The 14,481-nt window shown below is 60.8% G+C and carries 12 protein-coding genes and 2 pseudogenes; 6 read left to right on the top strand and 8 right to left on the bottom strand.

Going from position 1 to position 14,481, the window contains the following annotated elements; genetic code table 11:
* The first annotated feature begins 53 nt into the window (after nucleotides 1-53).
* From DIE11_RS31180 to DIE11_RS31160, 5 genes and pseudogenes are all read left to right on the top strand, one after another.
* Nucleotides 54-1,976: a glycoside hydrolase family 28 protein gene (locus DIE11_RS31180; protein ID WP_260430307.1), complete on the top strand. Its 1,923-nt coding sequence runs from the start codon at nucleotides 54-56 to the stop codon at nucleotides 1,974-1,976.
* Between the two features lie 166 nt (nucleotides 1,977-2,142).
* The gene (locus DIE11_RS31175) at nucleotides 2,143-3,519 is read left to right on the top strand and encodes a glycoside hydrolase family 28 protein (RefSeq protein ID WP_059620076.1); all 1,377 of its coding nucleotides are present in this window, start codon (nucleotides 2,143-2,145) and stop codon (nucleotides 3,517-3,519) included.
* A gap of 29 nt (nucleotides 3,520-3,548) precedes the next feature.
* A pseudogene (locus DIE11_RS37240) lies at nucleotides 3,549-3,833 on the top strand (transposase); the annotation flags it as partial.
* A 234-nt stretch (nucleotides 3,834-4,067) separates the two neighbouring features.
* Nucleotides 4,068-5,159 carry a beta-propeller fold lactonase family protein gene (locus tag DIE11_RS31165; protein WP_124488346.1) on the top strand — a complete coding sequence of 364 codons (1,092 nt, stop codon included), beginning with the start codon at nucleotides 4,068-4,070 and terminating at the stop codon, nucleotides 5,157-5,159.
* Nucleotides 5,160-5,322: 163 nt separating this feature from the next.
* Nucleotides 5,323-6,882, top strand: coding sequence for a methyl-accepting chemotaxis protein (locus DIE11_RS31160; protein ID WP_124488345.1), 1,560 nt, complete (start codon nucleotides 5,323-5,325; stop codon nucleotides 6,880-6,882).
* Between the two features lie 215 nt (nucleotides 6,883-7,097).
* Here DIE11_RS31160 and DIE11_RS31155 read toward each other — a convergent pair.
* The 7 genes and pseudogenes from DIE11_RS31155 to DIE11_RS31125 all read right to left on the bottom strand — a co-directional run.
* Nucleotides 7,098-7,714: pseudogene (locus DIE11_RS31155) on the bottom strand (IS3 family transposase); the annotation flags it as partial.
* Nucleotides 7,715-7,948: 234 nt separating this feature from the next.
* On the bottom strand, nucleotides 7,949-8,563 hold the full coding sequence (locus tag DIE11_RS31150) for an IS110 family transposase (protein WP_260430306.1): 615 nt from the start codon (nucleotides 8,561-8,563) through the stop codon (nucleotides 7,949-7,951).
* A complete protein-coding gene (locus tag DIE11_RS31145; RefSeq protein ID WP_124488343.1) occupies nucleotides 8,563-8,964 on the bottom strand; it encodes a transposase in 402 nt (133 codons plus the stop codon). The genes DIE11_RS31150 and DIE11_RS31145 overlap by 1 nt, the downstream gene beginning before the upstream one ends.
* A gap of 566 nt (nucleotides 8,965-9,530) precedes the next feature.
* A complete protein-coding gene (locus DIE11_RS31140) occupies nucleotides 9,531-10,481 on the bottom strand; it encodes an ornithine cyclodeaminase family protein (RefSeq protein ID WP_124488342.1) in 951 nt (316 codons plus the stop codon).
* The gene (locus tag DIE11_RS31135; protein WP_124488341.1) at nucleotides 10,478-11,449 is read right to left on the bottom strand and encodes a threonine/serine dehydratase; all 972 of its coding nucleotides are present in this window, start codon (nucleotides 11,447-11,449) and stop codon (nucleotides 10,478-10,480) included. Before DIE11_RS31135 ends, DIE11_RS31140 begins: the two co-directional genes overlap by 4 nt.
* A complete protein-coding gene (locus DIE11_RS31130) occupies nucleotides 11,446-12,153 on the bottom strand; it encodes a transcriptional regulator (protein ID WP_409364591.1) in 708 nt (235 codons plus the stop codon). Before DIE11_RS31130 ends, DIE11_RS31135 begins: the two co-directional genes overlap by 4 nt.
* A 52-nt stretch (nucleotides 12,154-12,205) precedes the next feature.
* On the bottom strand, nucleotides 12,206-13,000 hold the full coding sequence (locus DIE11_RS31125; protein WP_124488340.1) for an ABC transporter substrate-binding protein: 795 nt from the start codon (nucleotides 12,998-13,000) through the stop codon (nucleotides 12,206-12,208).
* A gap of 270 nt (nucleotides 13,001-13,270) precedes the next feature.
* Between DIE11_RS31125 and DIE11_RS31120 the strand changes: the two genes are divergently transcribed.
* Entirely contained in the window at nucleotides 13,271-14,263 is a 993-nt protein-coding gene (locus DIE11_RS31120) for a succinylglutamate desuccinylase/aspartoacylase family protein (protein WP_124488339.1), read from the top strand.
* Here DIE11_RS31120 and DIE11_RS36755 read toward each other — a convergent pair.
* On the bottom strand, nucleotides 14,251-14,481 hold a 231-nt coding region (locus tag DIE11_RS36755), incomplete at its 5' end, for a hypothetical protein (RefSeq protein ID WP_221622475.1). The two genes, DIE11_RS31120 and DIE11_RS36755, sit on opposite strands and share 13 nt — an antisense overlap.

Genomic DNA, 14,481 nt, shown 5'->3' with positions numbered 1-14,481 from the left:
AGAACACGGCGCACCGGGTTACCAGACGACATTTCCTCGGGTACTACGGCGTCATGATGGGCAGCGCCCTGCTCGGTGCGTGCGGTGGCGGCATCGACACGCCAGCCCCGACCGACACCCGCTCGCCGGGCGGCACCACCACGCCGACCGATCCGATCTGGGGGCCCAACGGCTCGGCAACCAACATCATCTCCTCGCTGAACGGAATCACGCAGTCGGCCTTCCGGGCCACGGATTTCCAGGTCGAGGCCTATGGCGCACAGCCCTGCTCCGTCATCGCCCAGACGAGCCCCTACACCGACGCGACCAAGTCGCCGCTGAGCCCCGGCGCGGGCGCGACCCAAGGTGCTGGCGCGTTCGATTCGCGTCCCGCCTTCCTGGCGGCGATCAGCGCATGCGCGGCGGCCGGCGGCGGCCGTGTCGTGGTACCAGCGGGAGCCTGGTATTGCGCCGGGCCGATCGTACTGCAGAGTAACGTCAACTTTCACCTTAGCGCGAACTGCACGATCTTCTTCAGCCCCAACCCGGCCGACTACGCCAAGGACGGCCCAATCAATTGCGGCGCGAACGGCAACCTCTTCTACAGTCGCTGGCAGGCCAACGACTGCCTGAATTTCGGTGCGCCCGTCTATGCGCGCAATGCCAGCAACATCGCGCTGACTGGCGAGGGCGCCACGTCGATCCTCAACGGCCAGGCAATGACACCGTTCGTCGGCTCCGGCAACACAGCCACCTGCTGGTGGACCTACAAGGGCACCACCGGCGCCTATGGCTGCGCGAGTTCCTCAACCCCTTCGCAGGCCTACGCCAACCCGAATAACGTCGACCTGAAGACGGCGGTGCCGGGCATCTCCGCATCGTTATATGCGCTGCTGACCAATCCTGCGACGCCCTGGCAGCAGGATCAGAACTATCTGCCTGCGCTGTCGGAAGCCGGCGTGCCGGTCGCACAGCGGATCTTCGGCCTGGGCCACTACCTGCGCCCCTGCATGGTCGAATTCATCGGCTGCACCAATGTGCTGATGGAGAACTACCACACGCAAAACACGCCGTTCTGGCAGCACCATCCGACTGCTTGTACCAATGTGGTGATCCGCGGCGTGATGGCCGATAGTATCGGCCCGAACAACGATGGTTTCGATCCCGATGCCTGCAACAACGTGCTGTGCGACGGCATGGTCTTCAACACCGGAGACGATTGCATCGCCATCAAGTCGGGCAAGGATCTCGATACCGAATACGGCTCGGCGCGCAACCACGTGGTGCAGAACTGCACGATGAACAGCGGCCACGGCGGCATCACGCTCGGCAGCGAGATGGGTGGCGGCGTCGAGAACATCTACGCACGCAACCTGACGATGCTGAACCAGTTCTGGGCGACCAACTCGCTGAATATCGCGATCCGCATCAAGACCAACATGAACCGGGGCGGTTTCGTCCGCAACTTCTACGTCAACGGCGTCACCCTTCCAAACGGCGCGAGCCTGACGGGCGGCGGCTACGGCAGCAAATTGCTGGTCGGGAGCCCGATCAACGGCACGGTGCCGCTCGGTGTAGCGACTGCGGCGGCAGGCAATCCTTCCGCGTCACAGGGCGGCCTGATCACCTTCGATTGCGACTACCAGCCGGCGAGTGACGCGATTCGAACGCGCCCGGCGCAGGTGCAGAACGTCAACATCGCCAATGTGACAGCCAGCAACGTCACCCTTGGCAGCAAAACCGGGTCGTGCTTCCAGGCGATCGTTGCACAGGGCCCCGTGGCCTTCGACTACAACGGCCCGGCGCCCACCCCAACGATTCCAGCCATTACCGGCGTCACGATCTCGAACTGTGACTTCGGCTCGCCTACCGCCGCCGGACCAGCCAGCGCTACCGTGCCTGGTCCGATCTACGCCTGGAACGTCAACGGCATCACTCTACAGAACGTCACGATCGCGGGCCAGCTCTACAACACCACCATCACCGACCTGCGCTGATCCGCACGGATTCGCGCAGGTCGGTTGTTCCGAGCAGCACCCGGGGTCCGCTCTGGACCCCGATCGATGTCGGCCGCCGACCGGCAGCAGTTCACTGTCCGCCTGCTGCCGCACACCGTCCGAACTAGGTTTCCCCCTCCTCCATTTGAAGACAAGGAAAAACCTGATGAAAGGGAAAATCAGCATCCGCGCGACACTGGCGCTGTCCACATTCGCGGCGCTCGCCGTGCCAGCAGCTGCCCAGGCCGAGACGTGCACGCCGCCATGGAGTAGCGTGCCGAGCACGAATACAACCAACCTGCAGAACGCCATCAAGCAGTGTTCCGGTAGCGGCACCAGCAGCAGCCCAGGCTTGGTCGACCTGACCAGCAACAACGGCATATCGACGGCAGTTATCACAAGCGTGAACCTTTCCAGCAACATCGTACTGAAGCTCGAGAAGGGCTTCACGCTGAAAGGTTCGCCGTCGCAACCCTCGAGCAGTGCGATGTTGGCAGGCAGCAATCTCAGCAACGTCACGATCACCGGCACCGGTGCGATCGATGGCGACGGACAGGACTATTGGCCGGCAGCAGTCGGTCAAAACAACACACCCCGGCCGAAGCTGATTGCCATCACCGGCTCGAATCTGCAGATCGGCTCGAACTTCACCGATGCCGGGAAATCGCAGTCGATCATCAGCCTTCCGAGTTCGACCAACGCCACCGACAACGCGCTGATCATTCGAAATTCGCCGAAAGAACAACTGGTGATCGAATCGGGCTCGAAGAACGTCACGATCGACGGCGTGTGGATCTACGCGAACCCGAAACGCAATTCCAGCGGCAACGATCTCGCACCGAACACCGACGCGATCGACATCATTGGCACCCAGACCGCCACGATCAAGAACTGCTTGCTCGATACCGGCGATGACGATATCGCCATTAAATCCAACGCGGGCGGTGCGGCCACATCGAACGTCAACATCAATCACTGCGTGGTCGGCGGCGGCCACGGCATCTCGATCGGCGGACAGGAAGCGGCAGGCACCACGCTCGCAAGCCCCGGTGTATCGCAGGTGACGGTCGACACCGTTCAATTCAGCGGCACCGACTATGGCTACCGGATCAAGACCGACCAGACTGCCAAGGATAGTGGCGCGACCACGGGCGTGACCTACCGGAACACTTGCATGCGCAACGTCCAGCAGCCGTTCCTGTTCACCTATACCTATGCGTCCGGTACCGGCGGCGCCCTGCCGATCATCGCGAATGTGAGCATCGACAACGTGATCGCTACCGCCACCAAGACCCAGGGCGCCATTGTCGGGCTCTCGAACAACCTGATGGGTGTGCCAAAATCGGGTGACACCGGGATCCGCATCACCAATAGCCAGATCAGTGGCGGCGGGGCCTTCTCGGTTACGGATGGCGAACTTCAGGTAGGCGACCATAGCAGCGTGACGACCTCGACCAGTTCGAACGGCACGGTGGTACCAATTACGGACAACGGTCCGACCTTGTCTTGCCCAAGCAGCATCACCATTCCGACGCAGATCTAAGAAACCCTAACAAAATGAACTGCGAGGGGCTGCTACCCCGTCGCTTACTCCGTGAACCTCTTCGTTGTTTCTCCGATGAGGAGGCCACGGCCAAACCTATACTCAATGTCGAACTGTGGCTACTCATCCAACCGCTGTTGCCACTACCGAGGCCGCGCCGGACGCGATACCCCGTCAGCAAGCCGCTCGACGATCGCGCCTTGCTGGCGGACCTCCTATTCGCGCTGCAGTCCGCTGCTCCCTGGGAAATGCTTCTTCAGGAAATGAGATGTGCTTCGGGCATGAGCTGCTGGCGCAGGCTGCGCGATCGGCAACGTGTCGATCGGCGAGACCACGAAGATGGCGTGACGGCATTACCTTGCGTCTTCAGTGCGATCAAAATCGTCACCTACATGCCATTCTTCTCGACGTGGTTGCCGAGCCAGCTCAACGGGTGTGCGGTATTCAAATTCTACGATTGCGCGCCTCTCCCGACGCTGTGCCGGACGACCGAAGTTGTCCGGCTCCGTAGCCGCATCCACCGCTTCCTTTACTTCACCTAGAGCCCCATGAACACGAAAACACTCATGCGTGCCGTTGCGGCGGCTGCGTTCGCGCTGGCCTCCTCGCTCGCGCACGCCGCGACGTATGCGTACGTATCGAACAGCGACAGCCGCGACATCTCGGTGTTCGGCGTCGACACGTCGACCGGCGCGCTGCGCGCGATCGAAACCGTGCCGGTCGACGGCACCGTGATGCCGATGGCGTTGTCGCCCGATCATCACCGGCTGTACGCGGCGCTGCGCTCGACGCCCTATCGCGTCATCAGCTTCGCGATCAATCCGCTCGACGGACGGTTGATCGAACTCGGCCGCTCGCCGCTCGCGGACAGCATGGCGTATGTGTCGACCGATGCGTCGGGCCGCTACCTGTTCTCCGCGTCGTATGGCGGCAACCTGCTCGCGGTCAACCGGGTCGGCGAGAACGGTGTCGCCGGCGACGTGCAGCAGACGATCACGACCGGCCCGATGGCGCATGCGATCCGCCAGTCGCCGGACGGTCGCTACGCGTTCGCGTCCGTGCTCGGCGCCGATGCGTGGCTGCGCTTGCCGTTCGATGCGTCGAACGGCAAGCTGACCGATGCTGCCGAACCCGCGTACCGGCTGCCGGCGAAGTCGGGCCCGCGCCATTTCGTGTTTTCGTCGAACGGGCGCTTCGCATACCTGATCGACGAGCTCGATGGCAAGCTGCACGTGATTGCGCTGTCGCAAGGCGGCGCCGATGCGCGGCCGATCCAGACCGTATCGATCCTGCCGCCGGATTTTCATGGCGACAAGCCGTGGGGCGCCGACCTGCACCTGACGCCGGACGGGACATTCCTCTACGCGTCGGAGCGTACGTCGAGCACGCTCGCGGCGTACCGTGTCGATGCAGTGTCGGGCAAGCTAGCGCGGATCGGCACGTTCGCGACCGAGCAGCAGCCGCGCGGCTTCGCGATCGATCCTTCGGGCGCGTATCTGCTCGCGGCCGGGCAACTGTCGCCGACGCTCGCGGTGTACCGGATCGACCGGCACACGGGCCATCTCGACGCGATCGGCAAGTATCCGGTCGGCAAGGGCGCGAACTGGGTCGAGATCGTCACGTACGACGGGACGAACTGATCTGCTTGCGACGGAACGGGTGGCATCGCACACGTGCCGCTCGCTTCGCAAGGTTCGCCCGCATGCGATGCCGGGTCCTGCATCGAAATTGCGCGCGATCGACTCAAGTTGAACAAGTCGCTGTCGTTAACCGACAAGGGATAACTTCGAGAGTCGATTCACCATGCGCGATCTGAAGGTAAAAAGCAGTTTGCTCGCCGTGCTGGCCGCGTTCGCCGCGATGATCATCGCCGGCGGCATCGTCGGGGTCGTTGCGCTCGGCAGCGCGAACACGAACGCGAAACGTCTGCACGCGATCGCGGCGCAGACGTCGCTCGTCAACGATGCGTACAAGGACAGCACCCGCACCCGATCGGCGCTCGTGCGCGCGTATTCGGCATTGAAGGAACACAACGACCCGGCGCAGCGCGACTCGGCATTGCAAAGCGCGCAGCGCACCTTCGACCTGTCGGCAAAGGAAACGCAGGCGTTCAAGGACGCCGCGCCGATCGGCAGCCTCGGTGCCGGCCTGAAGCAGGCGCTGGTCGAATCGTCGACGCATCTCGCGAGCGTGCTCGCCCGCGCGACCGACGCGCTGCGCAGCGGCGATACCGCCGCGTATGCCGAGATCAACGACAAGGAAATCACGCTCGCCGGCCAGGTGTATTCGGCGAACGTCGAGAAATTCCAGCGCACGGCCAACCAACTGGCGGAAGACACGATCGACGACGACAACGCCGCATACGCGCGCATCATCGCGATGGTCGGCCTCGGTGTCGCGCTGGCGCTCGCGCTGATCGCCGCGACGCACTTCGCGCTGCGCGCGATCGTGTCGCGGCCGCTCGCGAATGCAGCCGCGCTGCTCGACCGTATCGCATCGAACGATCTGACCGTGACGGTGCCCGATGCCGGCCGCAACGAAATCGGCCAGTTGTTCGCGGCGATGAAGCGGATGCAGGTCGGACTCGCCGCGACCGTCACCGGCATGCGCGACAGCAGCGACGCAATTCACACGGCGGCGCGCGAGATCGCCGCGGGCAATCTCGACCTGTCGAGCCGTACCGAGCAGCAGTCCGCCTCGCTCGAGGAGACGGCCGCAAGCATGGAAGAGCTGACGTCGACGGTACGCCAGAATGCGGACAACGCGCAGCAGGCGAGCACGCTCGCGGCGAGTGCGGCGGACCTCGCGCAGCACGGCGGCGAACTGGTCGGCCGCGCTGTCGACATGATGGGCGTGATCAACACGAGCTCGCAAAAGATCGCGGAGATCACCGGGATGATCGACGGCATCGCGTTCCAGACCAATATCCTCGCGCTCAACGCGGCGGTCGAGTCGGCGCGTGCGGGCGAGCACGGGCGCGGCTTCGCGGTCGTCGCGGGCGAGGTGCGCACGCTGGCCCAGCGCAGCGCGAGCGCCGCGCGCGAGATTCGGCAACTGATCGGCGCGTCGATCGACGATGTACGCGACGGCAATACGCTCGTGACGCAGGTCGGACAGTCGATGGACGAGATTGTGTCGTCGGTCCGGCGCGTGGCGACGATCATGACCGAGATCACGACGGCCACCGTCGAGCAGAGCGCGGGCATCGACCAGGTCGGCCAGGCGGTCACGCAGATGGACCAGATGACGCAGCAGAACGCGGCGCTCGTCGAACAGGCGAGTGCCGCCGCGACCGCGCTCGAGCATCAGGCCAGTTCGATGCAGGCCGCGATGTCAGCCTTCAGGATTCCGCGAGCGGCGTGAACGGGATGACACACCGTTCATATCAACGAAATCGGCGGGTATTCGTCCCGCGAAGCAAAGTCTAGCCGTCCTAGGCCAATGAAAACCCCTTGACGAGGCCGGACTCGAATTATCCTGCACAACCCCTTACTGTCATGCCGTTGAGTCGTTTCCGCTTGACCTGCCCCCCTCAATAAGGCCAAAGAGCTTCTAGCAAAGTCCCTTTAAACCGACTCCTAGAAAGCGGCAGGAGCATTCGCGGTTGCCCGATGTTTCGCCGCAAACTCTGACGGCCAAGGTAGTTCAGTGCGCTGTGCGGCCTTTGCTCGTTGTAGTTCTGACGCCATGCCGCGATGACAGCCCGAGCGTGCGCGAGTGTCGTGAACCAGTGCTCGCTAACGCATTCGTCGCGGAACTTGCCGTTGAACGATTCGATGTACGCATTCTGCGTCGGCTTGCCCGCCTGAATCAACTTCAGTGTGACGCCGTTCGCATAGGCCCACTGGTCAAGCGCGCGGCTCGTAAATTCGGGGCCCTGGTCCGTTCTCAGCGCCTTGGGATAGCCACGGAAGCGAGCTACACGGTCCAATGCCCGAGCGACATACAAACCTGAGATGCAATGGTCGTCGACGATGTCGACAGCCTCTTTCGTGAAGTCGTCGACGACGGTCAGGCACTTCACGCGCCGGCCGTTCAAAAGCGCATCCATTACGAAATCGATTGACCACACCTCGTTGGGCGCGCCCGGCAACGCCAGTTGCTCCCGCTCGATCATTACGCCGCGGCGCTTGCGACGGCGCCGCACAGCCAGTCCTGCCTCACGGTACAGACGATAGATGCGCTTGTCGTCTAATTGCTGTCAATAGGTCCTGCTCCTAGATAAGGTTCAGACCAGCCGTTTCCTTGTCGTCTTCGTGGTCGCTTTCGCGCCACAACGTGCCGTTAGATGGTCGCTACAACGTTCCGATGTGATTGCCGCGGTTTTTCCGCAAAGCGCGTCAAGGAATCGTTGCGGCGACGTAATCAGCCTGAATGAACCAGTGCGACAGTTGCACAAGCGAAGCGAGTTACGAGCGCAGGTACTCGATTATCCCGGGTTGAATTCCTTCCCCCTTCTCCACATTGAGAGTAATAGCGTGGCGAGTTTGCGCGCGGTTGCGACCAGCGCTTTGCGCAAGCCGATCCTGGGGATTAGTGATTGCGCCCAGTGTCGGAGTGCGCAGTCGCGCTTGTGACGCAGTATCAAGGCCGACGCCGCCTCGAACAGCATGTGTCTGGTGAGCCTGCAGCCTGTCTTGGATATTCCACCGTTGTGGTCCACCTCGCCTGATTGATACTTCTTTGGCGTCAGCCCGAGATAAGGGCCAATGTCGCCGACACGGCGGAGTCGTTCCGGATTGTCGACTGCAGCAGCAAATGCGACTGCCGTTGTCACGCCGACGCCCGGAACGGTCATCAGGCGTCGACAGACATCACTTGCGCGTGCAATTCGCTGGAGCGCGCGGTCGGTTTCGCGAACTTGCCCGTCAATATGCCTCCAACTGTCGAGCAGGATACCGATCACCCCGCGGATCAGTGATGTCGATGGCGTACACTCTTCGACGAGCCTCTCGAAAGTGCTACGTGTTCCTGGAGGCAGCACAACGCCGAAGGTTTTGAGCACACCCCGGATCTGGTTGTACAAGCTGGTGCGCATACTGATCAGTTGGCTACGCGCGCCGAGGAGTAGTCGGACTTCATGGCTGGCAATACTCTTGTGATTTCGACCGCGCGATACCAGCCACTACGCGTGAGTTGCGCGATGCCATAAGCGTCGTTGCTATCGGTCTTGTTTAGCTGCGTTGCGAGCGCGGCATGGACATGGCGAGCATGAATGCAATCGACAGAAACATTCCTTTCGCGCAACCCGTGATAGAACCACACCGCAAGCGGCCCCGTTTCCATACCAACGCGTTTGGTTTCAGGAGCCTGCTGCTTGATAGTGTCGGCGATGGCCTCAGGATTCGAAGCTACAGTTCCACGCCAGACCACGCTGCCGTCCCTGTCCACTACGCATACCGCTGTCGCCTTCTGCGAGACATCGAGACCCACATACGTTTCCATGGCAACCTCCACCGTTAGCCGGAGAGGCAATTACAGCATGTGATTGGCGTGCGTGCCTTCGCGTTCCACCAGGGTGTGCAGTCGGCGGTTGTCGCCGCCCCGAAGACGGGGCCGCCCGAGCTCCTGATCGAACTCTATTTCGCCGGCGAAGGGGTCGATGAATCAAGGGTAACGGCAATTCGCGAAAGGACCAGGACGTCGCGGGTACCAGGTTCTAAGTGCATCTCGACGAGCAATATCGCGAGAGTATGAGCAGTTCCTCAAGAATGGCGTCACTGGCCTCCGGGTCGAGTACTACGAATCACCGTCGAATCTTTCGCGCGAAAGGCGCTCGCCGCGCGTGGCATCTCGTTGTCGGCCGCATTCATCGAATCCTCGAGCACACGATATCAAAACGGCTCCGACGCTTGCGCACGACGTTGGATCAAGGGATCTGTCGCCTGGCACGAACTCTGATGGTCGTTTGAGGAGAGCGCGGTCAACTGGCTTCCACCTCACGGTCGAGAGTGCTGATGGCAAACCGAAGTCGTCCATCAGCGTTCCAAAAAAGCTGCGTTGTCCGGCTTTTACGCGACTTGACTGACAACACTGTCAGCGATCTGTGCGTCTTGCACGGCGACGCCGGTCAGGTCCGCAATAGTGATCTGAGCAGCGTTCGAGTCGTCGCGCGCGCGCCCGGATTTCGCGAGTACGTCGCCGAGTTCTCGCAACGCATCCTGCTGGATCAATCCAGCGGACAACGCGTGCGAGATTTCCCCGTACTTGCTGCATTGCTCGATCGAATCGACAACGATCACGCTTGCGCGTGCGACGATCTGCGGATCCAGTTCTTGCTTCCCGTGTCCGTCTGCGCCAACCGCAGTGATGTGCGTGCCGTCGGAGATCCATTCGGACTTCAGCAGGGCTTCGCGCGAAGGCGTTGCCGTAACGATCAGGTTAGCGTTTCGTGCAACCAGTTCCGGAGTGCTGTGCAAGTGCACGTTGAACCCCTGTACGGACATGTCCTCCGCAAACCGGGCGGCTTGATCAGCGTCGGGTCCCCAAGCGTGAACCTCGCGGCAAGTCGTAATCGGCTTCAGGTACTCAAGTTGGAACCTTGCCTGGTCCCCCGTACCGATGATGCCGATACCGCGCACTTCCCACGGCGCCAGTACGCGCGCGGCAAGCTGGCCGGCGATCGCCGTGCGTACCGAAGTCAGCCACCCGCCATCCTGCAGCAAGCCGACAGGTTCTCCGGTTTTGGCGGAGAAGATCATCACGAGGCCGCTGTTGGTGGGCAAGCCCACTGCAGGGTTGTTGTAGAAGCCTGCCGACACCTTGACGGCGAAGGTGTCTGCGCCGTCGACGTATGCGGACTTGACGCAGCAATCGCCATTGGCTGCTTCAAAGAAGAAGTTCTGAATCGGCGGTACGAGCACCGCTTTGCGCGAGTAAGCGATGAACCCCTTCTCGATCATGCGAACCGCACGGTCAGCGTCGAATCGCGCGATGATTTCTTCTTTGTTCCAGATCTTCATTTGACGGCCTCGATGAATTTTTCCAGCATGATGTTTCGACCGCAAAGGACAACCGCCACTGCACTTCCTTGATACTCGGGCGCGAGCTTCAGCATCGATGCCAAAGCGACGCCTGCCGCGCCCTCCACCATCCAGCGGTCGGTCTGCGCGACCAACTTCATTGCCGCTTTGATTTCTTCCTCGGTCACGAGACTGGTGTCCGTGATGACTTCCCGGCTGATGTCGAACGTGATGCTGTCCGGCTCTATCCCGCCAGCCGTACCATCCGAGATCGTGTCGAGTTCGTCGCTCTCGACAATTTTCCCGGCCTGCAGGGAGCTGTAGAGTGCTGTCGAATTTTTCGGCCAGCATCCCACCACTGCAGCTTTCGGAATCAGGCGCCGAATTACCGTGCCCACGCCGGAGATCAGGCCGCCCCCACCCACCGATGCAAACACTGCCGCGATATCCACGCTCTCGTCGCGGGCTTGCTCATGAATCTCGATGCCAACCGTGCCTTGGCCTGCGATGACGTCGATATCGTTGTAAGGGGATACAAACTTCATCCCTTTCAGTTGCGCCTGGCGGGCCGCTTCCAGTTCGACGCCAAGATTCGTGTCATCGAGGGTGATGACCTCCGCGCCGAGTGCGCGAATGGCGTCGAGCTTAACGGGCGATGCCGTGCTTGCTGCGTAGACCGTCACCGGCACGCCTGCAAGCTTTCCCGCCAACGCCACACCCTGACCATGGTTCCCACTCGACACGGTGAGAACACCATTGCGGCGCGTCTCGTTGTCGAGCAGTCGCACCTTGTTCGTCGCTCCGCGAAACTTGAACGAGCCGGTATGCTGAAGGTGATCGCACTTCAGATACACCTGACATCCGGTCAGTTTCGACAACATGGGACTGAACGACAGCGGCGTGACTGCCACCTGCGGACGAATCGCGAGATGCGCTTCTTCGATCCTGTCAAACAAATCTTCCGTCACCCTTCACCTCTCAATTCTTTCAGGTAGTTAAAAATCGTTGCGCGTCCAAGTGCGAGCACCTTCGCGACATAGTTCGCTGCACTCTTGCCGTTGAACGCGCCTTCTGCATACAGCGCTGCAACGAGTTCCCGTTTGTGCTCCCGAGTAAGCATCGACAACGCGAGCTTGCGATCGTGCAGCCAGTGATCAAGGAAGACGTTCACTCGGTCCTGCCAATCGTCACGGAACAGCTTCTCTGGCTGCGGCTGCAACACCGCGCTCGATACCAACAATTCAAGTGCCTGCTTCGCCTGGTCGAGTGCCGCCAGATGGAAGTTGATGCACATGACGCCGATGGGCTCGCCTGCTTCAGTCCGTAGTACGGCGCTAATCGATCGAACCTTGCGACCGTCCCAGCCTAGCTTTTCGTATGGCCCGATCACGTTCTCTTGCGCGTCAAAGCCGATTTCCTCAAGTGCCGAATCGTCACCGATCTCCCGCTTTGACAGATTGTTCGCGACATGTACAACTGTTTGCGTCGCCAAGTCGTGGAGCACGACCTCCGTATAGGGGGGGAAAAGCTGTGCAATGGCATCGGCAACCGCGCGATGTGGGGCGAGTTGCCCCATCCCTGCCTGTCGCCTCCCGCCCCTCGTTGCGCCGGTCTTCTCCCGCTCGCTCGCTTTACCAGTAAAACCGCCTGCCGAAGTTTGTGCTCTGCTCATGTCCGTGTGTCCGAATCTATGTGGACCCGACGCAGCGCACGGTTGTCGACTTTCAGTGCACGGCCAGATCCACGGTGAAGTACTTTTTCAGAAGCTGCTGGTAGGTGCCGTTGCGTTTGAGCTCAGCAAATGCACCATTGAGCGCTTCACGAAGTTCGTTGTCGCCCTTGCGCACGGCAAGGCCAACGCCCGTCCCGATGATTTTCGCATCATTGACGGGACTGCCAGCGAATGCGAAGTCTTTGCCGTTGGGATGGTTCAAGAATCCGAGACTGGCGGCCGTTGCGTCCACGAACGTCGTGTCGATACGACCCGAGACGAGGTCCGCATATGCGTTGTCTTGCGTCTGATAGCTCACAACATTGACATTCTTCAGCGCCCACATCTGCTTGGCATACTGCTCCTGAATCGAGCCCTGCAGGACGCCAACGCTGTGTCCGGCAAGCGATTCAGGCGTCGGCAGGAGCTTGCTCCCCTTGTGAGCGACGAGCTGCGCGGGTGTCCGGTACATCGGCACCGTGAAATCGACCTGTTCGGCACGCTTGGCGTTGATATTCATTGCGGAGTCGATCGCATCGAACTTGCGCGCCTGCAACGCAGGGATAAGGCCATCGAAGGCGTTCTCAACCCACACGCACTTGGCCTTCAGTTGCGCGCAAAGCGCATTTCCAAGGTCGATGTCGAAACCTTGCAGTTGTCCCGACGTCGCCTTCGATTCGAACGGAGGATAGGCCGCTTCAACACCGAACCGAATGGTCGTGATCTCTTTCGCGCTCGCTTGCACCCCAAACGCCATCATTGCCGACATCGCCACTGCGTAGACTGCTCGAACTCCGTGCGTCCTCATTGCTATCTCCTCTGACAGGTTTGGCTTCACGAAACGTTCGACACCGCGGACGCTTGGCGCACTCGGAACAGCTTCCGCATGCCTGGCGACCTTGCCGTCGCCACTGTTTGATTGTGGTGTACTTTTTAGTCTAAACTAGATTTCACGATCCAACAAGGCGAACGAGCTACATGCAAACCATCCCGTGATCACGGCCAATAATGGGGTCGGGTCGTTGCGTAGCCGTTGTCGTTTGAAGAACGAATATCGAACTCGATCAGAGGTGCCCCCATGACTCGACTGAACATTGACTGGCAACGCGATGGCCGCCAGGTCTCCTACTTGGAACTGCCAAGTTCCACCAACACGAGCGCGTGGCAAAATCTGCGCATTCCGGCTTTCTTCCTTCGGCAGGGGACCGGACCGACAACTCTGTTGCTCGGTGGGAGTCATGGTGACGAGTACGAAGGTCAGATTGCGCTGTCGAAGCTTGCTCACATGCTCAATCCGCGGGAGATCTCGGGCTCAATCCTTATCGTCCCTTCGTTGAATCTGCCCGCGGCGCTGGCGGGAACCCGGCTGTCGCCGGTGGACGGTTGCAACTTGAATCGGGAATTTCCCGGGAATGCACGAGGGTCGGTCACACAGCGCCTTGCACATTTCCTCTCGTACGAGATCGTTCCACGTGTTGATCACGTAGTTGACCTCCATTCGGGCGGTCGAACGTTACGTTTTCATCCGTGCATGTTCGTTCACGAGCAATCAGACGAATCACGCACGGCCGCATGTGTTGCCGCGGCACGAAGTTTTGGGGCTCCCTTCACGGTCCTTTTGCGTGAAGACCATGCTGACGTAATGATCGACGATGTCGTCGAGAGAGCCGGAAAGCTCATGCTTGCTAGCGAACTGGGTGGCAGTGCGCTGGTCGTGCCCGAGACAGTTGATCTGACATACGACGGCCTGCATCGACTGTTGCGACACCTTGGTCACCTCCCGCAGGCGAGCGAGAACCAGGGGCCCGCTCCGGTCTCGCGGGTCTTGTACGTACCAGGGCCGGAATTCACACTACTGGCCGACGATACGACGCTCTTCGAACCGCGAGTCGCCCTAGGTGAATCGGTTCGGAAGGGAGACGTTCTAGGTGTTCATCACTACATCGAGCGTACAACGCCACCCGTACCGGTTCGTTCACCTGAAAGCGGCGTGTTACTTTGCCTGAACGGTCAGGCACTTGTCCGGCGCGACGACACAATCGCGATGATTGCCGTGCCCTATGCACAGTGAGCGACTGCCGAATTAGCAAATCGCAACTGAAAGATGATCGATGCCATCCTACAAACCAAAGAAGTCAGCCAAAGATCTGCGCTCTCTTGAGCGTACTCCACTGCTTCGCGGAGAATTTCCACTTCCATCGTTTTCTTTCCCTGGACCGGCCAGCCTTTCGTAGACATCTTCGAGCCATAATTTACGGCAACCGAGGAGGTCAGTATGAGCGGCAAGCG

This window comes from Burkholderia sp. Bp9012, assembly GCF_003853825.1.
GTDB lineage: Bacteria > Pseudomonadota > Gammaproteobacteria > Burkholderiales > Burkholderiaceae > Burkholderia > Burkholderia diffusa.
Note: the sequence above shows the minus strand (reverse complement) of the source record. Positions and strands in the feature narration are given on the sequence as shown.

What these genes read in the sequence shown, in the direction of transcription:
- DIE11_RS31145 (WP_124488343.1), bottom strand. Translation starts at nt 8,964, where the DNA reads ATGGAAACGTATGTGGGTCTCGATGTCTCGCAGAAGGCGACAGCGGTA.
- DIE11_RS31125 (WP_124488340.1), bottom strand. Translation starts at nt 13,000, where the DNA reads ATGAGGACGCACGGAGTTCGAGCAGTCTACGCAGTGGCGATGTCGGCA.
- DIE11_RS31140 (WP_124488342.1), bottom strand. Translation starts at nt 10,481, where the DNA reads ATGAAGATCTGGAACAAAGAAGAAATCATCGCGCGATTCGACGCTGAC.
- DIE11_RS31175 (WP_059620076.1), top strand. Translation starts at nt 2,143, where the DNA reads ATGAAAGGGAAAATCAGCATCCGCGCGACACTGGCGCTGTCCACATTC.
- DIE11_RS31165 (WP_124488346.1), top strand. Translation starts at nt 4,068, where the DNA reads ATGAACACGAAAACACTCATGCGTGCCGTTGCGGCGGCTGCGTTCGCG.
- DIE11_RS31180 (WP_260430307.1), top strand. Translation starts at nt 54, where the DNA reads ATGATGGGCAGCGCCCTGCTCGGTGCGTGCGGTGGCGGCATCGACACG.
- DIE11_RS31120 (WP_124488339.1), top strand. Translation starts at nt 13,271, where the DNA reads ATGACTCGACTGAACATTGACTGGCAACGCGATGGCCGCCAGGTCTCC.
- DIE11_RS31130 (WP_409364591.1), bottom strand. Translation starts at nt 12,153, where the DNA reads ATGAGCAGAGCACAAACTTCGGCAGGCGGTTTTACTGGTAAAGCGAGC.
- DIE11_RS31160 (WP_124488345.1), top strand. Translation starts at nt 5,323, where the DNA reads ATGCGCGATCTGAAGGTAAAAAGCAGTTTGCTCGCCGTGCTGGCCGCG.